This is a genomic window from Paralysiella testudinis (assembly GCF_016894345.1).
Classification (GTDB): Bacteria; Pseudomonadota; Gammaproteobacteria; order Burkholderiales; family Neisseriaceae; genus Paralysiella; species Paralysiella testudinis.
The window spans coordinates 1478727-1501875 of the sequence record NZ_CP069798.1 but is presented as its reverse complement, the minus strand read 5'-3'; the positions used below and the strand labels follow the sequence as shown (position 1 = coordinate 1501875).

Annotated in this window: 21 protein-coding genes and 1 tRNA gene; 11 read left to right on the top strand and 11 right to left on the bottom strand. The window is 53.0% G+C overall.

Features of this window, described 5'->3' with window-relative positions; all coding sequences use genetic code 11:
* Positions 1 to 245 precede the first annotated feature (245 nt).
* The 7 genes from JQU52_RS07805 to JQU52_RS07775 all read left to right on the top strand — a co-directional run bounded on the left by JQU52_RS07805 (position 246) and on the right by JQU52_RS07775 (position 2643).
* Positions 246 to 527 carry an ssDNA-binding protein gene (locus JQU52_RS07805; RefSeq protein ID WP_230337962.1) on the top strand — a complete coding sequence of 94 codons (282 nt, stop codon included), beginning with the start codon at positions 246 to 248 and terminating at the stop codon, positions 525 to 527.
* Between the two features lie 414 nt (positions 528 to 941).
* On the top strand, positions 942 to 1214 hold the full coding sequence (locus tag JQU52_RS07800) for a DUF4760 domain-containing protein (protein WP_230337961.1): 273 nt from the start codon (positions 942 to 944) through the stop codon (positions 1212 to 1214).
* Between the two features lie 29 nt (positions 1215 to 1243).
* The gene (locus tag JQU52_RS07795; protein ID WP_230337960.1) at positions 1244 to 1435 is read left to right on the top strand and encodes a DUF4760 domain-containing protein; all 192 of its coding nucleotides are present in this window, start codon (positions 1244 to 1246) and stop codon (positions 1433 to 1435) included.
* A 78-nt stretch (positions 1436 to 1513) separates the two neighbouring features.
* Positions 1514 to 1657 carry an Arc family DNA-binding protein gene (locus JQU52_RS07790; RefSeq protein ID WP_230337959.1) on the top strand — a complete coding sequence of 48 codons (144 nt, stop codon included), beginning with the start codon at positions 1514 to 1516 and terminating at the stop codon, positions 1655 to 1657.
* 128 nt (positions 1658 to 1785) lie between these two features.
* Entirely contained in the window at positions 1786 to 1971 is a 186-nt protein-coding gene (locus JQU52_RS07785; protein ID WP_230337958.1) for a hypothetical protein, read from the top strand.
* The gene (locus JQU52_RS07780; RefSeq protein ID WP_230337957.1) at positions 1971 to 2399 is read left to right on the top strand and encodes a hypothetical protein; all 429 of its coding nucleotides are present in this window, start codon (positions 1971 to 1973) and stop codon (positions 2397 to 2399) included. The genes JQU52_RS07785 and JQU52_RS07780 overlap by 1 nt, the downstream gene beginning before the upstream one ends.
* Positions 2400 to 2487: 88 nt before the next feature.
* Positions 2488 to 2643: an Arc family DNA-binding protein gene (locus tag JQU52_RS07775; RefSeq protein WP_230337956.1), complete on the top strand. Its 156-nt coding sequence runs from the start codon at positions 2488 to 2490 to the stop codon at positions 2641 to 2643.
* Here JQU52_RS07775 and JQU52_RS07770 read toward each other — a convergent pair.
* Entirely contained in the window at positions 2621 to 2938 is a 318-nt protein-coding gene (locus JQU52_RS07770) for an Arc family DNA-binding protein (RefSeq protein WP_230337955.1), read from the bottom strand. The two genes, JQU52_RS07775 and JQU52_RS07770, sit on opposite strands and share 23 nt — an antisense overlap.
* A gap of 100 nt (positions 2939 to 3038) precedes the next feature.
* Between JQU52_RS07770 and JQU52_RS07765 the strand changes: the two genes are divergently transcribed.
* The 3 genes from JQU52_RS07765 to JQU52_RS07755 all read left to right on the top strand — a co-directional run bounded on the left by JQU52_RS07765 (position 3039) and on the right by JQU52_RS07755 (position 5912).
* Positions 3039 to 3902 carry a KilA-N domain-containing protein gene (locus tag JQU52_RS07765; protein ID WP_230337954.1) on the top strand — a complete coding sequence of 288 codons (864 nt, stop codon included), beginning with the start codon at positions 3039 to 3041 and terminating at the stop codon, positions 3900 to 3902.
* A 50-nt stretch (positions 3903 to 3952) separates the two neighbouring features.
* Positions 3953 to 5329 (top strand): DEAD/DEAH box helicase, encoded by a 1377-nt coding sequence (locus JQU52_RS07760; RefSeq protein ID WP_230337953.1) that lies wholly within the window; start codon positions 3953 to 3955, stop codon positions 5327 to 5329.
* A 106-nt stretch (positions 5330 to 5435) separates the two neighbouring features.
* On the top strand, positions 5436 to 5912 hold the full coding sequence (locus JQU52_RS07755) for a tyrosine-type recombinase/integrase (RefSeq protein WP_230337952.1): 477 nt from the start codon (positions 5436 to 5438) through the stop codon (positions 5910 to 5912).
* A gap of 22 nt (positions 5913 to 5934) precedes the next feature.
* Here JQU52_RS07755 and JQU52_RS07750 read toward each other — a convergent pair.
* Positions 5935 to 6025, bottom strand: a tRNA-Ser gene (locus JQU52_RS07750).
* Positions 6026 to 6126: 101 nt separating this feature from the next.
* Positions 6127 to 6906 carry a peroxide stress protein YaaA gene (gene yaaA / locus JQU52_RS07745; protein ID WP_230337951.1) on the bottom strand — a complete coding sequence of 260 codons (780 nt, stop codon included), beginning with the start codon at positions 6904 to 6906 and terminating at the stop codon, positions 6127 to 6129.
* Positions 6907 to 7159: 253 nt separating this feature from the next.
* Between yaaA and JQU52_RS07740 the strand changes: the two genes are divergently transcribed.
* Positions 7160 to 8320, top strand: coding sequence for a cytochrome-c peroxidase (locus tag JQU52_RS07740; protein WP_230337950.1), 1161 nt, complete (start codon positions 7160 to 7162; stop codon positions 8318 to 8320).
* Between the two features lie 147 nt (positions 8321 to 8467).
* Here JQU52_RS07740 and mfd read toward each other — a convergent pair whose 3' ends face one another.
* From mfd to JQU52_RS07700, 8 genes are all read right to left on the bottom strand, one after another.
* Positions 8468 to 11863, bottom strand: a complete 3396-nt coding sequence (gene mfd / locus JQU52_RS07735) for a transcription-repair coupling factor (protein ID WP_230337949.1) — start codon at positions 11861 to 11863, stop codon at positions 8468 to 8470.
* A 344-nt stretch (positions 11864 to 12207) separates the two neighbouring features.
* A complete protein-coding gene (gene rbfA, locus JQU52_RS07730; protein WP_230337948.1) occupies positions 12208 to 12579 on the bottom strand; it encodes a 30S ribosome-binding factor RbfA in 372 nt (123 codons plus the stop codon).
* Positions 12580 to 13319: 740 nt separating this feature from the next.
* Positions 13320 to 16190: a translation initiation factor IF-2 gene (gene infB / locus JQU52_RS07725; RefSeq protein ID WP_230337947.1), complete on the bottom strand. Its 2871-nt coding sequence runs from the start codon at positions 16188 to 16190 to the stop codon at positions 13320 to 13322.
* A gap of 11 nt (positions 16191 to 16201) precedes the next feature.
* Positions 16202 to 17692: a transcription termination factor NusA gene (gene nusA / locus JQU52_RS07720; protein ID WP_230337946.1), complete on the bottom strand. Its 1491-nt coding sequence runs from the start codon at positions 17690 to 17692 to the stop codon at positions 16202 to 16204.
* 69 nt (positions 17693 to 17761) lie between these two features.
* Complete coding sequence (gene rimP / locus JQU52_RS07715) at positions 17762 to 18235, bottom strand: ribosome maturation factor RimP (RefSeq protein ID WP_230337945.1); 474 nt, start codon at positions 18233 to 18235, stop codon at positions 17762 to 17764.
* A 180-nt stretch (positions 18236 to 18415) separates the two neighbouring features.
* Positions 18416 to 19140 (bottom strand): IS5 family transposase gene (locus JQU52_RS07710; protein ID WP_230340546.1). Its coding sequence is split into 2 segments (ribosomal slippage): positions 18416 to 18927 and positions 18927 to 19140, totalling 726 coding nucleotides; the frame shifts between segments, so codons are not numbered across the junction.
* A 240-nt stretch (positions 19141 to 19380) separates the two neighbouring features.
* Positions 19381 to 20100, bottom strand: coding sequence for a 5'-methylthioadenosine/adenosylhomocysteine nucleosidase (locus JQU52_RS07705; protein WP_230337944.1), 720 nt, complete (start codon positions 20098 to 20100; stop codon positions 19381 to 19383).
* A gap of 86 nt (positions 20101 to 20186) precedes the next feature.
* Entirely contained in the window at positions 20187 to 23036 is a 2850-nt protein-coding gene (locus JQU52_RS07700; protein WP_230337943.1) for a calcium-binding protein, read from the bottom strand.
* Positions 23037 to 23149: the final 113 nt, after the last annotated feature.

The window sequence follows — 23149 nt, the reverse complement described above, 5'->3', positions numbered from 1 at the left end:
GACCGTATTTTATAATTTAAATTATTGATTTTTAAAGGCTTAACTTCCTGCAAACCAAGTTAAACCAAGCCTATTCAGGCACAATCAAGTCACAATTTTGGCACAGTAAGGCACTACCCCGGCCACGCCCCAACCAACCCCTTATGCCGCGCCCGGCAATCATTATACTGATGCACCACGCCCAACGCCCAAGGTAGCACATCCGCACCTGTCGCACCCGCCAATGGTTGCAACGGTGGGCAAGGTTGCGCCAAGTCGGCGGGCGGTTTAAACCCATCGTGCTCGATAAAGACGCCAAAACCCACCTTGATTCCACCAGCGGCAAGCCTTATGCCGGCTGCTACGTCAACGCCAAAATCGACATCTGGGCACAAGATTCGCAATACGGCAAACGCATCAACGCCGGCCTCAGCGGCGTGCAATTTATCCGCCACGGCGAGGCCTTCGGCGGCGGCGCACCCGCTACCGAAGCCGACTTCGCCGACCTCGCCGTCGCCGACGATGAAGACGAAGAAGCACTGGTTTAACCGCAACACAGGCCGTCTGAATTCAGACAGCCTCACGATACACAACCTTGAATCTGCAAAACGTTGCGGTTCGCAAAATTTTGCAGATTCAATTTACAAGTTTTACTTTAAAAGTTAAGATAGCTAAACCCTAAAGAAACAACCCTCAAAACGGCGGACGTGGGTCACCCATCCAAGAGCAGGTATACAGCCCTGCCACCCACCGAAGCCTCCCCCCTCAAATGTCAGGTAGACAAACTTTCAAGCGGAACTTGAAAAATTGAAAGCTACAACTATCTTTTTCACAACATCAAACCACAGAAGGAGATAAACATGAAACGCACATTCAACGAAGGCTGGGACGGCAACATCCACCAAGAAGGATGGGAAGGCGACGCCCCGAAGCGTATTACCAACGAAGGCTGGGATGTCTAAGTGATTGAAGCGATCATAATATTAGCCGGGCTAGGTACCTGTATTGCAACAGTATACCTAGCCTTTTTTGCCAGTAAGCAGCTTGCAGAACAACGGTTACACCACAAACAAAAATCAACTGTTGAACTACTTATTTCCAATAACAATAACCCATTTTATCGAGAAACCCGTAAAAAATATGTTGATATGCGGCGTAATAATGAAAATTTCACAGCACTTGCCTGTAAATTCAACGAAATGGGAGAGCATGAAGGAAAAACTCAACCATTTTAGCTGTACTCAACTCTATTGAATTTATTTACGTGGGTATTAAAGAAAATATATTTGATGAAGCTGTTTATAAACGCATGAGCAAAAGTAGTGTTGTCAAAGATTGGAAAACCCTAAAACCATATATCATGGAATTGCGCCGCATCAATGACAATAACGATAAATTGTTTTGTGAATTTGAATGGCTCGCCAACAGATGGATAAAAGAAGACCAAGCCGCCTAACCTGGCGGTTTTTAATTGCCCAGCCGAAAGAAACAGGCCGTCTGAATTCAGACGGCCTTATTACAGAAAGGAAACCAAATGAACCGCAATATCGCCCCCTTCGGCTTGCGCCTGCCCGAAGAATTAAAAGCCTGGCTCAAACAGCAGGCCGCACAAAACCACCGCTCGCTCAACAGCGAAATATTGGCGCGCCTGGAAGCAAGCAGAAAAGCGGTTTTATAATCTGCAAAACACTGCGGTTCGCAAAATATTGCGCGTTCGATTTACAAGCAAGGCTTTAAAAGTTAAGATAGCTAAACTGCGAATCCGCAAAATTTTGCAGATTCGCGTTGCATAAAAAAGGAAAAGCCATGAAAACCGTACTGATACCGCTGCGCGAGCGTCACCTCAGTGCACAGGAATACCTTCGAGAAGCCGAAAAAGACACCAAACGCAACAACATCGAAGCTGTTCAATTCATCCCCCCTAAACTGGGCAAGCCCGGCTTCGGCAGCTTCCGCGTGCGCTACAAAACCCCTATGCTGTGTGAAGAATAATGGCCAACGAAATCGCAAATAAACCCACCCCACAAAACAATAGCGAAAACCAAGAGCTGCTGGTTAAAGAGTTTCTGGAAATCCAAAAGCTTGACGCCGCCAATAAAAGCAAAGAGCTGGATATCCGTAAAGAAGAAATCAAATCCAATGAAAGCATAGCCCTTGCCTCTATCGCCGCCCAAAAAGAAGACACCGCCACCCGCGGCCACATCTTTGCCGATGTACACAAAAGCAAATTGAAGCTGTTCGGCTTGATTGGCTTCTTGGTTGCCGTGGTGATTACCGTTGCCATGCTGATGGATAAAACCGAAGTCGCATTGGAAATCATCAAAATAGGCGGAGCCGTATTGCTCGGCTACCTTGCAGGGGTAAACAAAGGCAAAGCCCAAATACTGGAGAAAACCCGCCAGCGCGATCAAGAAGACTAAACCGCCCACCCGGCGGTTTTTTATTGCCCTGCCGCAAGAAACAGGCCGTCTGAAACTTCAGACGGCCTTATTACAGAAAGGAAACAAAATGCACCGCAACATCGCCCCCTTCGGCCTGCGCATGCCCGAAGAATTAAAAGCCTGGCTAAAACAGCAGGCCGCACAAAACCACCGCTCGCTCAACAGCGAGATATTAGCGCGACTGGAAGAAAGCAGAAAATCTACTTCTGAAGATGCTCCTTAAGCTGTTTTACGGCCTCAAGAATTTCATCTTTCATTGCGTCAAATTGCTCATGACCGTATTCACGATTTAGCTGATCGCGAGATCTATCCGCCTCTTTCACAGCTTCTTCCAATGCAATCAACGTAAAAGAATATCCTTTATCCGAATTATGCCAGTTATCCATCGAAATGGATTCCTCTAGCCTATCAACTACTTCGGCGTTTAAACTGCGACCGTTAGCTTTAGCTTTAGTTTCTAAAGTATTTTTCAAATCCGCGGGCATACGGACACCGAAAGGGGCTATATCTCTGCTCATGTTAACTCCTGAATATGACTACACAGTGTAACAATATTTTTCTTGACTACATAGATTCACCGTGTAATCATTACACCGTGTAATTAAAAGGAGAACGCAAATGCAAAACCACATCTTCAACAACACTGTTTCTGTATCTTTCCGCGAAGACGGCTACCTGAACGCCACATCCATTGCCCCTCATTTCGGCAAATTAACTAAAGATTACCTAAAAACGCAGCAAACTCAAGAGTATATCGTCGCGTTGGCCGAATATTTATCAAATAGGACAAAAATCCTAGTTGATAAAAATCAATTAGTTACAGTTAAAAACGGTTCTTCAAAAAATGGAGGCGGCACATGGCTACATCCGAAACTTGCTATTCACTTTGCCCGCTGGCTTGATGCGAAATTTGCCGTTTGGTGTGATATGAAAATAGAAGAGATTTTGGGCACTAACCAAACACCGTCCGAAACCACCACCGTCACCCAACGCGAAGGCCTGCGCCAAGCCGTGCATTTCCTTGTCGGCAAGCGCCGTCTGAATTTCAACGACGCCTATAAGCTGGTACACCAACGTTTCGGCATCAAGCATATCGAAGACCTACCCGCCAACAGGCTGCCTGAAGCCGTGGCCTACGTCCACACCCTCGCGCTGGACACCAGCCTGCACGGCGAAGTGCTCGATGCACCGCCCTCACCGCCCCCACCGGCCAAGCCGCAAGGCGTTTACCTCACCGACAGCCAATTCCATGCCCTTGCCGTGCTCACCCACTACATGGCCGACAGCTGCGACTACCTCAACCGCCTTGCCCACGCGCTCGAAGCCATCGGCAGCAGCCAAAGCGGCCGCGCCCACAGCCTTGCGCACGAATCCGCCGTTTGGCTCGACACCTGCCGCCAAGCCATCACCGCCCAGCACAAACACATGCAGCCCGGCTGGAACCGGCAGCAAGTCGCCCAAATCGTCGCCACCTACCGCTAACCCAACACCCCGCCACCTCGGCGGGGTTTTCCGTTTAAGGCCGTCTGAAAATGAACACCTTCACCCCGCGCCCCTACCAACACCAAATCATCCGCCACATTTATCAAACACCCCGCTGCGCCATCTGGGCAGGCATGGGCATGGGCAAAACGTCCGCCACCCTCACCGCCCTAGACGGCCTCGCCCTCACCGCCGAAGGCCCCGCCCTCGTGCTCGCCCCCTTGCGCGTGGCCGCCAGCACCTGGCCGGACGAAGTACAGAAATGGGCGCACCTGCAAGACCTACCCGTGCAAGCCGTCACCGGCAGCGCCAAGCAGCGCACCGCCGCCTTGCAACGAGAAGCCGCCATCTACACCACCAACTATGAAAACATCCCCTGGCTGGTCGAACACCACGGCGATAAATGGCCGTTTGCCACCATCGTGGCCGACGAATCCACCAAGCTCAAATCCTACCGCAGCCGTCAAGGCGGCAGCCGCGCCCGCGCATTGGCCAAAGTCGCCCCCCACAGCCGCCGCTTTATCGAGCTTACAGGCACTCCCTCACCCAACGGCCTGCAAGATTTATGGGGGCAGATTTATTTTTTAGACAAAGGCGCGCGCCTAGGCCGCAGCTATTCCGCGTTCCTCAGCCGCTGGTTCCGCCCCGTGCGCGTCGGCAACACCCCGCAGGCCGTACGCTACGAGCCGCTGCCCCACGCGCAACAGGAAATCCAACAGCGCCTCGCCGACCTCTGCCTCACCCTCGATGCGGCCGACTGGTTCGACATCGCCGCCCCCATCCAAACCACCATCGCCGTAGAGCTGCCCGCCAAAGCCCGCCAGCTCTACCGCCAAATGGAAAAAGAAATGTTTATGCAGCTATCCGGCAGCGAGATAGAAGCCGCCAACGCCGCCGCCAAAACCATCAAATGCCTGCAAATCGCCAACGGTGCCGCCTACACCGACGAAGCAGGCAACTGGAGCGAAGTGCACGACCAAAAACTGCAAGCCCTCCAATCCATCGTCAACGAAGCCGGCGGCGCGCCCGTGCTTGTGGCCTATCACTTCAAAAGCGATTTAGCCCGGCTTCAGGCAGCCTTCAAACAAGGCCGCGTGCTCGACCAAAACCCGCAAACCATCCGCGATTGGAACGCCGGCAACATCCCCATCCTGTTCGCCCACCCCGCCAGCGCCGGCCACGGCCTCAACCTGCAAGACGGCGGTAACATCCTCGTCTTCTTCAGCCATTGGTGGGATTTAGAGCAATACCAGCAAATCATCGAACGCATCGGCCCCACCCGCCAAGCGCAAGCCGGCCACAAACGCCCCGTGTTCATCTACCACATCATCGCCGCCGACACCATCGACGAAACCGTCATGGCACGCCGCGACAGCAAACGCAGCGTACAAGACCTACTGCTGGAGGCCATGAAAAGAACATGTTGAAAGACTTAAAAAATGCAGGAAAACTCGCCGCCGTGATCGTATGGCTACTGATTGAAAAAGCAACAGGCCGCCGCTTCCGGTGGCCTTTTTAACAGGAATCCGCCACATGAAAACCTACGACCTCAGCGCTACCGCCGAAGTTTTACACTGCCACCAAGAAACCGTGCGCAGCTGGTGCCTAGGCGTACCGCTAAATACTCAGGCATTGGAAGTATTGAACCGCCGGTTTGGCCAACACCAAACCTTTGTTTTTGCCAGCCCCAAAACCCAAAAACCCCTTGGCGGCATCTGTTCAAAAATATGGAAAGTGGCATTAAGCCAAGCCGGGATTACCGACTTCCGCTGGCACGACATCCGCCATACATGGGCAAGCTGGCTGGTGCAATCTGGCGTACCGATAATGGACTTGAAAGAAATGGGTGGCTGGGAAAGCATCGAAATGGTGCAGAAATACGCCTACCTCGCCCCCATGCATCTACACAAAACGCCGTGCTGCTGGAAACGCTCAATGTCACAAATCTGGCACACTAAAAAAGAAAAACCCTTGCAAGCCGTCAAACTTAAGCAAGGGATTATAGTGTAAATATCTGATGTATAAAGATATTTGGCGGAAGCGGTGAGATTCGAACTCACGGAGGGCTATCAACCCTCGACGGTTTTCAAGACCGTTGCATTAAACCGCTCTGCCACGCTTCCGTCTTTGAAGATGCGCATATTAGCCAAGTTTGGCCGCTTTGCCAAGTGTTTTTTATGCGTTTGCCTATCTTCTAGGCTGCCTGAAAAGCAAGCGTTTCATTTTATTTGTTTTGTTCTGGGCGCAAGAATACCCATTCGTCTTCGCTGGAGGCGGCGGCGTTGAACGCATAGCCTTCGGCATCGAAAGCCTGCAATTGCTGCGCTTCTTGCAAGCCGTGTTCGGCGGCATAGCGCACCATCAGCCCGCGCGCACGTTTGGCGTAAAAGCTGATGATTTTATATTGGCCGTTTTTCTCGTCTTTAAACACCGGCGTAATCACCCGCGCGGGCAGTTTGGCGGTGTGCACCGATTTGAAATACTCTTGCGAAGCCAAGTTAATCAACATCTTGCTGCCTTGTTCGGCCATCATTTTGGCCAGCAATTCGGTGATGCGCTCGCCCCAAAAAGCATATAAATCCTTGCCGCGCGGATTGGCCAGGCGCGTGCCCATTTCCAAACGATAAGGCTGAATCAAATCCAAGGGCCGCAACAAACCATACAGGCCGGACAATAAGGCCACATGGGTTTGCATATAATCGACAGCGGTTTCAGGCAGCGTGTGCGCATCCAAACCGGCGTAAACATCGCCGTTAAACAAATACACCGCCTGCTTGGCATTATCCAGTGTAAACGGCGGCTGCCAATTATCGTTGCGCTCGGTATTGAGCAGGGCGATTTTGTCCGACACGCCCATTAGTTTGGCCATGTCTTGCGGTGCCAACTGGCGCAACACCGGCATCAATACCTCGGCCTGGCTTAGCAATTGCGGCTGGGTGTAGCGCGTAAGCGACGCATCGGCGGCTTCGTTCAGATTTTTGGCGGGCGACAACACAAAATACATGCTTATTCCTTTTTTAATATTGCGCTGGATTTCAGGCTGCCTGAAACCTTTACATCCGCATTATGAATGTAATGCGGCCATTTTGCCATGCCGCTGCACACCCCGCACCCGTATTGCTTTTACAAATCGGTCAAATAGCCTTTGGCTATATGAACAAAAACAAGCAATTAAATTTGATTTATCGCAACGTTAACCCGGCTTAACAATCATACACTGGCGCTACCCTTTCACTACCTGTTAATAGGGAAACACCATGAAATACAATAAAATCTACTATCCATTATCACTGGCCGTATTGCTCGGCTTGGGTTTGAGCGCCTGCTCCGACCAAACGGCCGCGCCGGCCAAAACCGAACCGGCGGCTTCTGCCGCCTCAGCAGCACCGGCTACCGCCAGCCAAGCTGCCGTACCCGCAGGCCCGGATGGCGATTTACTCAAAGCCGCCCGCGGCATTTTCCAGCCGCTGCCCACGCAAGCCGAAGTGAATGCCAAACACCCAGTAAGCGATGCGCAAATCGCGCTGGGCCACAAACTGTATCTGGACAACCGCCTATCTAAAAACGGCAACCAAAGCTGCAACACCTGCCACAACTTGGCACGCGGCGGCGTGGACAACCTCTCGTTCAGCCCCGGCAGCGAATTTGAAATGGGCGGCCGTAACTCGCCCACCGTGCTCAATGCCGCGCTGCAAACCAGCCAATTTTGGGACGGCCGCGCCAAAGACCTGAAAGAACAAGCCGGCGGCCCCTTGCTCAACCCCGTGGAAATGGGCTTGCCCAACGAGCAGGCGGCAGTGGACATTCTGAAATCCATCCCCGCCTATGTAGACGAATTTGCCGCCGCATTTGCGGATAAAGCGGTGAGTTTCGACAACATCACCACCGCCATCGCCGCCTTTGAGCAAACCCTGCTCACCCCCTCGCCGTGGGATGATTATCTTAACGGCAACATCAACGCACTCACCGAACAGCAACGCGGCGGCCTGAAGAAATTTATGGACAACGGCTGTATCGCCTGCCATAACGGCGTGAACCTGGGTGGCAATTCCTTCCAGAAATTCGGCCTAGTAGACGGCCCTTATTGGAAATTCACCGGCAGCAAAGCCCAAGACGAAGGCCGCTTCCAGGTAACCCAAGCCGAAAGCGATAAATTTGTGTTCCGCGTGCCCGATTTGCGTAATGTGGCCAACACCTACCCCTACTTCCACGACGGCAGCATCTGGAGCCTGGAAAAAGCGGTGGAAATTATGGGGCAGGCACAGCTGGGCAAACAACTGCCGCCGGAAGACATCAAAGACATCACCGCCTTTTTGCAGGCCACTTCCGGCACCTTGTCGGAACAAGCACGCCTGATGCCGCAACTGCCCATCAGCGGCCCCGATACGCCGAAACCGGCTTTGAGCAAAACCCAATAAACACCCTGTTTATTGCCATTAACCGGACGCTTGGCGTCCGGTTTTTTTGAAGTGATTGATACAGTAAAGGCTGCCTGAAAAGGGTTTTCAGGCAGCCTTATAACAAGCACCAACCGTAAATCGGCCATCAAGCCCGCCTTTAGAAAGCTATTTCCCCTGCAATTGCCGCAACACGGTTTTAACGGTTTTTATCCGCGTGTCGACTTCTTCCATCACCGCGGTAACGCGCAGTTTTTCCGGCCCGGCGAGGCGGTAGTTTTTATTGTTTTGCATCAGCAAAATAATCTCGGCCGGGTCGATTTTGTGGTTTTTGCCAAAGGCGATGGTGAGCGCTTCGGTGGTGGCGTCGATGGCGTCTATGCCCATTTCCTTGGCCAACAGGCGCAGGCGGTGGCTTTCAATTAGGGTTTTTACCGGCTGCTCGGGCAGGCCGAAGCGGTCGATTAACTCTTCGTGTACGGTGTTGATTTGCGCTTCGGTTTCGCAGGTAGCCAGCCGTTTATACAGCACCAGGCGTTCGTGGATGTCGGGGCAGTAGCTTTCCGGCAGCAAGGCCGGGCTGTGCAGTTTGATGTCGGTGGTCACGCCCAAGGGCGCATCCAAATCCGGCACGCGGCCTTTTTTGAGGTCGCGCACGGCTTGTTTGAGCATTTCGGTGTAGAGCGTAAAGCCCACTTGCACCATTTCGCCGCTTTGGCCTTCGCCCAAAATTTCACCGGCACCGCGGATTTCCAGGTCTTGCATGGCAAGGGTAAAGCCTGCGCCCAAGTCGTCGGCAGCGGCAATGGCATCCAGCCGTTTTTCGGCGTCTTTGGTGATGAATTCGGGCGTGAGCAGGTAGGCATAGGCCTGATGGTGGCTGCGCCCCACGCGCCCGCGCAGTTGGTGTAGTTGCGCCAAGCCGAATTTATCGGCGCGGTTGATGATGATGGTGTTGGCATTGGGGATGTCGATGCCGGTTTCGATGATGGTGGAGCACAGCAGCACATTGAAGCGCTGCTGCAAGAAGTCGCGCATCACTTGCTCCAGCTCGCGCTCGCGCAATTGGCCGTGCGCCACGCCGATACGGGCTTCAGGCAGCAATTCGGCCAGTCGCTCGTGCATGTTTTCGATGGTGTCCACTTCGTTGTGCAGGAAAAACACTTGGCCGCCGCGCTTAAGCTCGCGCAACATGGCCTCGCGAATGGTGGCTTCGCTAAAGGGTTTGACAAAGGTTTTCACTGCCAGGCGGCGGCTGGGCGCGGTGGTGATTAATGAAAAATCGCGCAGGCCTTCCAGCGCCATGCTCAGGGTGCGCGGAATCGGGGTGGCGGTGAGGGTGAGCACGTCTACATTGGCGCGCAGGCGCTTGAGCTGCTCTTTTTGGCGCACGCCGAAGCGGTGTTCTTCGTCGATAATCACCAAGCCCAGATTGTGAAATTCGATGTCCGGCTGCACCAGTTTGTGGGTGCCAATCACAATATCCACCGTGCCATCGGCCATGCCCGCCAGTGCGGCTTTGGTTTCTTTGCTGCTGTTAAAGCGCGATAGCTGCGCCACTTTCACCGGAAAATCGGCAAAGCGGTCGGCAAAATTTTGCGCGTGTTGCTCCACCAGCAAGGTGGTGGGCGCCAGCACGCACACTTGTTTGCCGCCCATGACCGCCACAAAGGCGGCACGCAGCGCCACTTCGGTTTTGCCAAAGCCCACATCGCCGCAAATCAGGCGATCCATCGGCTTGCCGTGGGTGAGGTCTTTGAGTACGGCGCCGATGGCGGCGGCTTGGTCTTCGGTTTCTTCGTAGCCGAAGCCGTCGGCAAAGGCTTGGTAATCCAGCTCGTTTAAGTCGAACTGATGGCCTTGTTGGGCGGCGCGCTGGGCGTAGAGATTGAGCAGCTCGGCGGCGGTGTCGCGGGCTTTTTCGGCGGCGCGGCGTTTGGCTTTGTGCCAAGCGCCGTGGCCAAGCTTGTGCAAGTGTACGTTTTCATGCGCGGCACCGGCGTAGCGGCTGATTAAATGCAGCTGCGACACCGGCACATACAGCTGCGCCGCATCGGCGTATTCCAGCAACATCATTTCATTGTCGCCTTCGCCCAAATCCAGATTCACCAGCCCCATATAGCGGCCAATGCCGTGCTCTTCATGCACCACTGGGTCGCCGATATTGATTTCGGCCAAGTCGCGCAACATGCTGTCGGACACGGCGGCGTGTTTGCGGCGGGCTTTGTGGCGGCTGCGCGCCACGTATTGATAAAGGTCGGCCTCGGTAATCACGGCCAAATGGCGTTCAGGCTGCCTGAAGCCGAAGGCCAGCGGTGCCACCGTAAGGCACAGGGGCGCATCGCTGTGCAAAAAAGCCTGCCAATCGGCCACGGCTGTGAGGTTTAAACCGTGCTGCTGCATAAAGCCCTGCATGGTTTCGCGCCGCCCTAGGCTTTCGGCACACAGTAGCACGCGGCCGTTAAAGGCTGCCTGAAAGCGCTGTAAGGCGGCCAGCGGCGCTTCTGCATGGCGGTTTACCGCCACATCGGGCAGGTTGTGCGCACTACTGGCCGACCACTGCGGCCACACTTGCGCATAGGGCTTAATCAGGCCGCCGAATTGGTCTTCCGACAAATACAGATGCTGCGGCGGCAGCGGCGGATAGGTTTCGTCGCCCTGCGCCATCGCAAAGCGGCTTTTCACTTCTTGCCAGAACCGCGCCGCTTCGGCGTGTACATCGCCCAAGCACACCAGCAAGGCATCGCTGCCGATGTAGTCAAACAAGGTGGCGCACGGCTCTTCAAAAAACAGCGGTAGGTAATACTCTACCCCGGCACCGAAATGGCCGTTGGACACGGCTTTGTATACGGTGGCGCGGGCAGCATCGGCGGCGATTTCTTCGCGAAAACGGGCGCGGAAGATTTTTTGGGCGTCGGCATCGGTGGGAAACTCATGCGCGGGCAGCAGGCGGATTTCCGCCACCGGTGCCAAGGTGCGCTGGCTGTCGGCATCGAAGGTTTTGATGCTGTCGATTTCGTCGTCGAACATATCCAGCCGAAACGGCGTGTCGCTGCCGCTGGGGAAAATATCCAAAATACCGCCGCGCATGGCAAATTCACCGGCGGCCACCACATGGGTAACATGGCTGTAGCCCGCTTCAATCAGATTGTGTTTGAGCGCATCGATATCCAGCGTTTGCCCGCGCTTGAGCCAAAAAGTGCGCCCCAGCATAAAGGCGGGCGGCACCACCCGTTGCATGGCGGTGGCCACCGGCACCAGCAATACGTCTACTTGGCCGTTTTTGAGCTGCCACAAAGCCGCCAGCCGCTCCGACACCAAATCCTGATGCGGCGAAAAGCGCTCGTAAGGCAGGGTTTCCCAATCGGGAAAAAACAGCACGTTTTGCTGCGGCGCAAAAAACTGCCACGCCGCCTGCACGCGCAAAGCCTGCTCGGCATCAGTGGTGAAAATGATTTTCGGCTGTTTGGGCGGCAAGTGTTCGGCCAGCAGCAAGGGCAGGCTGCCGGGCGACAAATCAGGCCAAACGGCTTTTTGGGCGGGCGCAGGGATGGGGAAATTCATGTTTTTTTTTGGCAATGGGGGGCTGAGAAAAAAAGAGGGCAATAGGTTAACTGAAGATACGCTCTGCTTGGCAAAGGCTGCCTGAAACCATCAAATCTGTTATTGCCTTTCAGGCAGCCTTAAACAATATATTGCTTTAGATAAATCGCATTTTCGGCTTCAGGCAGCCTGCTTGCTGTAAAACCAGGGGCTGTTGACATTTTAGCCGTGTGCCATATTTTGAGCAGAAAAGCCTGCGTTCAAGGCGAAAAGCACAGCAAGGTTGAACACCGTGCACGCATTTTCAACGCAGAAAGCGGGCTTTTAAGCCAAAATATGGCCATGCGATGAAATGTGAGCAGATCCTAATCTTCCACCGGCTTTTCTTCGCTCACTCGGTCAATCAGTTGCGAAATATTCATGCCGCGCGCCAGCGATTCGTCGTAAACAAAATGCAGCTCCGGCGTGCGGAATACGCGGATGCGTTTGGATAATTCGCTGCGCAAAAAGCCTTTGGCGTGCTCCAAGGCTTCTTCGGTCACTTCGCGCTGGGCGTCGTTGAGCACGGTGTAATGCACGGTGGCGTGGCTGTAATCGCGGGTCACTTCCACATCGTTGATGGTGATAAACCCGGCGCGCGGGTCTTTCAGGCCGGTGCGCACCAGCTCGGCCAGTTCGCGCATAATCTGTTCTTTTACCCGGTCTTGGCGGGCATAACCTCGTTGCGGCTTGCGCATGGTGTTGTCCTTTTGGTTGGTTTTTTGTTGTGCAACGGGGATGTATACGGCTACCAATCCCCATAAAGGATGCGCCTTGGCGCATCAGATTTACTATTTGAAAGTTACATACCCGCTTATCTAAGGCTACCTGAAATGTAACATCGTAATTGCCGCCAAACTTGATTCGACAAGCCATTGGCAAGCCATGGAATGAAACGGGGTATTTCAAAAAATAGGCTGCGTTTTTGTATTCGTTTCTTATCGTTTTACTTTGCGCTTCATGGCCGCGCGGCCACTCACTTTTTTTGCTTCGCCAAAAAAAGTAAGCAAAAAAAGGCGACCCCGGTTGCAGGTTTGGCTTACGCCAAACTTCCCTCATCTACACGAATTTTAGCGGCGGGTGCGAACTCGCTGCGCTCAAACATAGCGCACCCTTCTCCCGCTAAAATCCGCTCCGATTCGGCTGCGCCAAGGGAGGGCTGCACGGATTATGCATTTCAGGCAATTTGAACAAAATAACCTGTAAATGACTGTGCTTTAATTTATACGAGTGCGTAACTTCAAGTCATACCAATTCTAAAAAATAACCTAACTGCATTGACTCGCCAATTAGCTCAAAGAGAACGACTTACTAAGGTACTGAAGACCAAGTAAATCAGTTCCGCCTTGTTATCTTATTTTTCGAATTGGTATTACTCAATAAAACTTCAGGCAGCCTGAAGTACCTACAGGCTGCCTGAAAGCACTGCTTGCCGATATTACAGCTTACGCGCCACTTGCACCACTTCAAACACTTCCAGTTGGTCGCCTTCGATGATGTCGTTGAAGTTTTTCAGCATTAGGCCGCATTCAAAGCCCATGCGCACTTCTTTAACGTCGTCTTTAAAGCGCTTCAGCGAAGCCAATTCGCCGGTGTGCACCACCACGTTTTGGCGGATTAAGCGGATGTGGGCATCGCGTTTCACCACACCGTCGGTGACCATACAGCCGGCAATATTGCCCACTTTGGATACGCTGATTACTTGGCGGATTTCCACGGTGCCGATGATGTTTTCTTTCTGCTCCGGCGCCAACATGCCGCTCATGGCTGCTTTCACATCGTCAATCGCATCGTAGATGATGTTGTAGTAGCGGATTTCCACATCTTCGGCTTCGGCCAGTTTGCGGGCGGAGCCATCGGCACGCACGTTAAAGCCGATAATCACCGCACCGGAAGCAATCGCCAAGTTGACATCGCTCTCGGTAATACCGCCCACGCCGCTGTGCAACACATTCACTTTCACTTCGTCGGTAGACAGTTTTTGCAAGCTGCCGGCCAGTGCTTCGTAAGAGCCTTGTACATCGGCCTTGATGATGACCGACAAGCTTTGTGCCTGGCTGTCGCCCATGTTGTTGAACATGTTTTCCAGCTTGGCGGCCTGCTGTTTGGCCAAGCGCACGTCGCGGTATTTGCCTTGGCGGAACAAGGCGATTTCGCGGGCTTTTTTCTCATCGGCCAGCACCATGGCGTCTTCACCGGCATTGGGCACGTCAGACAAGCCCAAAATCTCCACCGGAATCGAGGGGCCGGCTTCTTCGATTGGCTTGCCGTTTTCGTCCATCATGGCGCGGATTTTACCGAAGGCGGTGCCCGCCAGCAGCATATCGCCTTTTTTCAGCGTACCCGATTGCACCAGCAAGGTGGCCACGGCACCGCGGCCTTTGTCCAGCCGGGCTTCCACAATAATGCCTTTGGCCGGGGCGCTTACCGCAGCCTGCAATTCCAATACTTCGGCTTCCAACAATACGGCTTCGAGCAGCGCATCGATGTTGAGGCCTTTTTTGGCCGACACATCGATAAACTGCACATTGCCGCCCCAAGTATCCGGCACCACTTCGTGCGCGGTCAATTCTTGGCGGATTTTTTCCGGGTTGGCCGAATCTTTATCGATTTTGTTCACCGCTACCACCAAGGGCACGCCGGCAGCTTTGGCGTGGGCAATGGCTTCAATGGTTTGCGGCATCACGCCGTCGTCGGCAGCCACCACCAGAATCACAATATCGGTGGCCTTGGCACCACGGGCGCGCATGGCGGTAAACGCCTCATGCCCCGGGGTATCCAAGAAGGTAATCACGCCGCGATCGGTTTGTACGTGGTAGGCACCAATGTGCTGGGTAATGCCACCGGCCTCGCCTTGCACCACTTTAGCGCGGCGTATGTAGTCCAGCAGTGAGGTTTTACCGTGGTCTACGTGACCCATTACGGTAACCACCGGCGGGCGCGGCAGCACCTCGGCTTCCACCACCGCTTCATCGCCATCCACCAAGAAGGCTTCCGGATCGTCTGCCGCAGCAGCCTTGCCGATGTGGCCCATTTCTTCCACCACAATCAAGGCGGTTTCCTGATCCAATACTTGGTTGATGGTGACCATCATGCCCATTTTCATCAGCACTTTGATCACTTCTACGGCTTTTACCGCCATTTTGTGTGCCAATTCGGCCACGGTAATGGTTTCCGGTACCAGTACTTCATGCACCACCGGATCGGTGGGCGCTTGGAAAGCGTGTTGGTTGGGCTCGAGCTTAAGCTGTTTTTTGCCGCCGCGTTTGCCGCTGCGCCATTTGTTGTCGTCACCGCCTTGGCTGCGGCCACGGCCTTTGCCTGCTTTGCCTTTGGGCGCATCATCGCGCTGGTGGCGCTCTTCTTTTTTGCGTGCCGGTGCCGCAGCACCCGCTGTCACACCATTGCCGGTGCTGGCCGCCAGCGGTGCTTTGTCGCTGGGTTTGGCGCTGCGTTGTTCTGTGGGCTTTTGCTCTTTAGCTGCTTTGGCGTCTTGTACCGCTTGCAGCTTGGCCGCTTCGCGGCGTGCTTGGCGGTCTTGTTTTTCTTTCAACAAGGCTTCTTGGTGTGCACGCAAGGCTTCGGCACGGCGTGCCTCGGCTTCGCGCTGCGCCTGCTCTTCGGCACTGATAATCGGCTTGGCCGCTTCTTCAGCCAGCGCCGCCAATTCGGCTTTGCGTTTCTCGGCACGCTGAGTAGCTTTGTCTTTTTTTGGGGCTGCGGGTTTGGCGGTTTCTGCCGCCACATTGGCTTTGGTATCGGCTGCCGGAGCGGACTCGGGCTTTGTTACGGCTGCTTCAGGCTTGCGTTCGGTCTTTGGCGCGGCGGCACGGGCTTTGAGTTTCGCCACTTCAGCCGCAGCGGCTTCGGCAGAAGCGCGGCGGGCGGCTTCGGCTGCCTGAAGTTCGGCATCTGCCGTTTCTGCCGGTGCGGCCACCGGCTCTGCGGCAGCCACGGTTTCAACTGCTGCCGGCGGCGCTTCAACCACCGCTGCGGGCGCCGGTGCAACGGGTGCTTCAACACGCTCTTCGGCCGGCACCGCAATCACGCGGCGGCGACGGCGGGTTTCCACCTCTACGCCGCCCACTTTGCTGTGCTCAGTGGCCTTTTTGCGGCTCAAGGTAATGGTGCCGCTGCTGTCTGAGCCGTGCGATTGCTGTAAATAAGCCAAAAGTTGCTGTTTGTCGGCGGAGGTCAGCGCATCGGCGGCGGATTGTTTTGCCACACCGGCACTGCCCAGCTGCTCCAACAAGCGTTGCGCAGACAAGCCCAGCTCGGCGGCAAATTGTTCTACTGTATTGTTACTCATGTACTTCCCCCTTATGCTTCTTCTTCAAACCAGTGTGCGCGGGCGGCCAATACCACTTTTTTGGCCGTTTCTTCGTCTACACCGGTGATTTCCACCAACTCGTCTAGCGACAATTCGGCCAGATCATCGCGCGTGGTGATGCCGGCTTGCGCCAAATCACGCAGCATTTCCTGATCAATACCGTCCAGCGTTTTCATGTCTTCGTCTACATTTTCCAGCTTCTCTTCCGAGGCAATCGCCAAGGTGAGGATGGCATCGCGGGCGCGGTTGCGCAGGGCGTTCACCATATCTTCATCAAAGCCGTCGATTTCCAGCATTTCCTGCACCGGCACATAAGCCACTTCTTCCAAGGTGGCAAAGCCTTCCTGCACCAGCACATCGGCCACGTCTTCGTCTACGCCCAAATGGGTTTGGAACAAATCGCGCAGGGCTTTGTCTTCGGCTTCGTGGCGCTCTTGCGCCTCTTCTACGGTCATGATGTTCAATTGCCAGCCGGTAAGCTCGGCAGCCAAGCGCACGTTTTGGCCGCCGCGGCCAATGGCCAGCGCCAATTGGTCTTCAGCCACAATCACGTCTACCGAGTGGTTGTCTTCGTCAATCAAAATGCGGGTAACATCGGCCGGGCTTAAGGCGTTGATGACAAATTGGGCGGTTTCCGGCGACCACAGCACCACATCGATGCGCTCGCCCGCCAATTCGTTGGTCACCGCGTTCACGCGCGAACCGCGCACGCCAATGCAGGTGCCTTGCGGGTCGATACGGCCATCGTTGGATTTCACCGCAATTTTGGCGCGCATACCCGGATCACGGGCGGCTTCTTTGATTTCCAGCAGACCGTCTTCGATTTCCGGCACTTCCAGCTCAAACAATTTCACCAAAAATTCGCGCGAGGTGCGGGTGAGCAGCACTTGGTTGCGGTTGCCGATTTGCTCTACGCGCAAAAACAGCGCGCGCACGCGGTCGCCGTTACGGAAGTTTTCACGCGGCAGCATTTGGTCGCGCGGCAGCAAGGCTTCGAGGCGGCCGATTTCGATAATCGCACCATGGCGCTCCACCCGCTTTACCGTGCCCAGCACCAAGCTGTCTTTGCGTTGCAAAAAGTCGCTCAAAATCTGCTCACGCTCGGCATCGCGGATGCGCTGCAAAATCACTTGCTTGGCGGTTTGCGCGCCGATGCGGCCGAATTCCACGTTTTCAATTGGCTCTTCGTGGTATTCGCCGATTTGCAATTCGGTGTCCGGAATTTCTTCTTGGATTTCTTCGATGGTTTTCTGCGTATCGGGGTAGGTGTAGTCTTCGTCAGCCACAATCAACCAGCGGCGAAAGCTGTGGTATTCGCCGGTGTGGCGATCAATGGCTACACGTACATCCATGTGCTCGCGGTCGGCCTTTTTCTTGGCCGCGCTGGCCAAGGCAAACTCTAGGGCGCTAAACACCACATCGTTACTGACATTCTTTTCACTGGCCAATGCCTCGGCCAACAACAAAATTTCACGGCTCATGCCATTCTCCCAAACAAGTGCGGCGGCTTTGGCGCCACATTTGCCGCTTCGGTTAATAATTCAGTTAAATCAATCAAATTCCGGCTTAATGCGCGCCTTGTCGATATTGTCCAGCGCAATGGCCACGGTTTTGCCCGCCGCCACTGCCGCGCGTTTGGCGCGGCGCACTTCGTTGGCTTCTTCCAAAGTCAATACCACTGCATTGTCTTGCAAGCCATTGATGCGGCCAACAAAATTTTTCTGGCCATCCACCGGCAAGCGGGTTTTGATTTTGGCCAGCGAGCCGCTGAAACGCTCGAAATCGGCGGCTTTTTTCAACGGGCGGTCCAGCCCGGGGCTGGAAATTTCCAGCCGCTGATAATCCACATCTTCCACCAACAACACACGGCTTAAATGGTTGCTCACCGTGGCGCAGTCTTCCACGGTGATGCCGCCGGGCTTGTCGATAAACACACGCAAGTCGCCTTGGGCGGTGAGTTCGAAATCCACTAGCTCATAGCCCAAGCCGGGCAAGGTTTTGTCCAGAATATTCTGAATATCCATTGTGCTCCACAGAAACAAAAAAATGGCCCCTTGGCCATTTCTCATTATTAAAAACGGCATTGCTGCCGCTTCTCAGTATTTGAAAAACTTTTGAATTTTAACCTATTGGGCAAAAAAAAGAAACTGTCTTGTGCGCTGAAGTGGCGATTGGTGCGGCTAGGGTCTGTTCACAATTACTTGTCATAAAGGTAACCACATCACAATGCACCCCAATAAAACCGTACTGTGGAAGTTGCGTTTCAGCTTATCGTAACGGCTGGCAATCGCTCGGAAATGTTTCAAACGGCAAAAGGCATTCTCTACCAAATGCCTGATTTTATATAAATACCAGTCCATGTCTTTATTTTTCTCTTCCCTATTGCTTTTATAGGGAATATTGGCTTTCGCACCGCTTTGCTCTATTTGCTCCCTGGGCCGGTCTGAATCGTAACCTTTGTCCGCATTAACCAACTCAGTTTCGGCAAGGTTGATGTTGTCAAGCAGCTCCGGTGCAACGGTGACATCATGGATATTGCCCGCAGTAACGATAACCTCAACCGGATTGCCTGCAGCATCTACAGCCAGATGAATCTTGCTGGTTCTGCCGCCTCGGCTCATACCGATTGCGTGATCCTCTTGCGCACTGAGCGCTGAGGCTGCGGCGCAGTGTTGGTGAGCACGGATATAACTGCCGTCTATGGCTACCCACTCAAGTCACTCTCTTGGCTGAGCTGTTTCAAGATTGCAGTAAAAATGCCTTTTTCTGACCAACGGTTATAAGCGGTATAAACAGTATGATACTTGCCGAAATACTCGGGCAAATCCCGCCACGGTATGCCGGTTCTTATTCTGTAAAGTATGCCTTCAAGAATTCTGCGCAAATTGGGTTTGCTATAAATACCCAAATCACGCAGAATAGGTAACAGCTTCGTCTAATGTTCATCTTTGAGTAGTGTACGGGGCATCGCAGGTGTATTGGGGGAGGGTGAGAACTTCCTTTTATGCCTGCGTTTCTTTTTTATTCAAGGGTATGACAAGTAATTGTGAACAGACCCTAAGGCTGCCTGAAAAATAAATATCCGCCATTTAAAAAATGCCCGCCACTGCTTTCAGGCAGCCTTAGAACATGCGTTGGTTTGAAGAATACGACCTACAACCACGCAGTTTCAGGCAGCTTCAATCGCTGCTACCAAATTCTCCACCATTTGCGCCGAATGGCGGGCGGCGGTTTGCAGGAATTTGTCGAAGCTTTGGCTGGCGGCTTCGTCGGCTGCATCGGAAATGGCGCGCACAATCACAAACGGCGTGGCCAATACATGGCAGGTTTGCGCAATGGCCGCCGCTTCCATCTCCACCGCCTGCACATCGGCAAAATCCCGGCGGATGGCGTCGATTTTGCTGCGCTCGTGAATAAACGCATCCCCGCTCACCACCAGCCCTTCCACAATCGCCGCACCGGCAAACGCCGCTGCCGCTTGCCGCGCCGTTTGCAGCAGCACCGCATCGCTGGCAAAGCGCGGCGGCTGTTGCGGCACTTGGCCGGGCACATAGCCGAATGCAGTCACATCCACATCGTGGTGTGCGGCTTCGGCGCCCAGCACCACATCGCCCACTTTCAAACCCGCGCCCAAACCGCCGGCGCTGCCAGTATTAATCACGCAAGCAGGCTTAAATTGCTGAATCACCAAGGCCGTGGCCACGGCGGCATTTACCTTGCCGATGCCGCTGAGCACCAACACCACCGGTTTGCCTGCCAACAGGCCGGTGTGAAACACAATCTGGCCGCTGCGCTGGCTCTGCGCCTGCTGCAAACGGCTTTGCAGCAAATCCAATTCCGGCTGCATGGCGCCGATAATGGCAATGGGGGCTGGTGTGGGTGTATGCATATGGATTAACTTTTAAACAATGAGTTGATGATAGAGATAGGCTGCCTGAAAGGCTTCAGGCAGCCTTTAAATTACAAACAAACCGATTATAAAACCTCTACCCCTCCTCCTCGCCAGTAGGCACCCACCCCCATTTGTTGAAGATAGTGCTGCATTTGCTCAGGCACGCTTAAAGTATCATTTTGTTTAGGGGTAAATGCAGCCATCATGCTTATCAATTGATTTAATTGCTTATTATCCAACATGGTGCCATTATCCAAGCGGATGTTATCAACCTGATTTGGATGGCCAAAAAACCACAAAAATTGATTTTCAATGGTGATTTTATCGTCGCTACCGATAACAGATACCTCCAAATCCAAACCTTTACGGCTAAACCACAAATCATTTACCGTTAAATCAGACAAACGCAGGGTATCGTCACCACCACTATCGTAAATACGATCTTGGCCATCCCCTTTTGCAAACACATAAAGGTCATCTCCCAAGCTGCCCTCAAGACAATCATTCCCTTTACCACCTATCAGCATTTCATTACCCCAACGGCCAATTAAAACATCATCACCAGCAAAGCCAAACAACGCAATATTGTCTTGGTAAGCCTTAAGATAATTATTTTCATCGCTGCCATATTGCATCATCGGTAATTGGCGTAACTGATCAGAAGAAAGCGTTTGATCAGCAAAAGCAAAAGTTTCTACATTGCTGTGTATGCTGCCAAAAAAATCATTAACCGTAATCTGATCACCTTCATGATAACCAAACAAAATCAAATCTGTACCTTCGCGTCGAAAGCTGATTTCATGCAGATTCACATCTTCCAAAACCATGCGGTCATGGTAACCGCTAAACAAGGTTCCGCCTGCGTAAACCCAATCTTGTCCGTGGCCTTTTGCAAATATAAAAGTATCATTATCTTGCCCGCCCCATAGGCGGTCACTACCTGCTCCGCCAACCAAAATATTGTTACCCATCGTGCCATACAACACATCATCACCAGCACCAGCGTACAAACGGTCATGCCCTTGGCCGCCAATCAAAATATCGCCACCACTGCTACCATACAGAATATCATTGCCATTCAAACCATTTAAAGTCACACCCGGCATAGCATATAAAACATCATTACCATTGGTTGGCTTTGCACTGGCTCGAGCCAATATATCATCCCAAAGCCATTTACTGCCGTTAGCAAATACTATCTCTTCAATGGCACCCGCACCCACGGCACCATTGGCATCAAAGAAATTCTGCATGACAATAACATCACTGCCCACCGTTAAAATAACAGCGGTACCATCACGGCCAACAGCCACATGTTCAGCCAGAATTCCCCCTGTAAAAACAATGCGATCATACTCGCCACTTTCATCATTAATCACATCGCGGCCAAAGCCAGAGGCAAAATAATAGTGGTCATTTCCATTGCCGCCATACAATACATCATTACCGGCTCCGCCGGTTAGATGATCATCACCGCCCATACCCCAAATAACATCATTACCCGCACCGCCATCAAACGTATTACCGTACTCATTACCTTTAATCACATCATCGCCGACAGTACCCGCTTGCAAAGCATCAAATAAAACCTGAGCAATATCCGATGCCCCGTTTGCCTGAAGTGATTGCCCACCTGTTAAATGAGCCAGCTCATCAAACTGTACAGCAGTGGTTTGGTCACCACCAATCAAAATAGTGAATATTTCAATTTTCAATGGTGGTTTTTCAGCCGTACCGTCCACATTGGATAGCTCAAACGATATGCGCCCAACTTTATCACTTAGCACATCGCTGACAGCAGAACGAACCGACAAATTCAAGGCACCGGCCAGTTGTGCCACTTTCCCTTTCAAATCCGTATCCTTGCCCGGCGCATCCCCAAACAAAAATATACGGCGGGCCGTTGCCTCTTCACGCCATTGGCCAATACCGCCATCCAATGCCCGCAGTAAACCGCTATAAACCATTTCCTCCCAGTCGCCGCCACCATTGGCTCTCAGGCTGTTGATCGCCGCCAATGCAGCTCCCTTTCGTGCATTAATGCTGCTTTGATCAGTGAATTTCAACACTGCATGCACCCCGGGATCGTTGTAACCTACTACACCGATTCGCGAATTCACCATACCGCGCTCGGGATCAAAAATCATATTGACAATAGCACCGGCCTGCGCCTTAACAGCGGCAATATCGTCTGCCATACTGCCGGTGGTATCCACCACAAAAGCAATATCCTGCCCTTTCATCGGCTCCAGTTTAATGCCCAAATCACCATTTTTAAAATCATTAATCACCAAGCCATTATTAATCGTAAGGGTGCCCGCAGTTTCATCCCATACATATTCGGTTTCATGATCTTTATTCACATACAGGCGCAAATCATCCGGATTTTTCTGCTCCCCGCCCGTTAATATCAAACCATCCAACTGCACCGCGCCATTGCCATCACTATCGGTAATTTCATCATCCTTATCGGCAATATAGGTATCAAATCCGGCACCACCATAGAGTTTATCGGCACCGCTGCCGCCATTCAGCGTATCATTACCGCCACCGCCATTAAGCACATCATCACCGCCGCCACCATAAAGTAAATCACCGTATTTTTGTCCCAGCTTCGTGCCCGCTGCCAAATTGCTGATGGCGTCGCTGCCATTACTGCCCAATAAATCCACGGTTTCACCCACCAATGTTTTTAAATGGTAGCGTACCTCTACATCACCAATGGCCGCCAAGTCTGTGGGTAAATCCTTGCCGGTAGCCGCCTTGTAATCGGCAACAAAGGTAGAAGACGGATGATTAAGCAGCCAATAGATTTTGGCCTGATTATTATACGTAAACGGCACCGAGCCATTTCCATCTTGGCTGCCGGGCACCAGCTTGCGCACCAATTCGGCAATTTGCGCCAACTGCCCCTCACCCGAACCTGCGCCCACAATCTTGCCAATCTCAATAGTCAGATGAACCGTTTGTGCATTGGCCTAATCATCCGCCACCATAGCAGCATAAGCCGGCTTACCAAAATGCCTAGCCGCATGATATTGCCCAT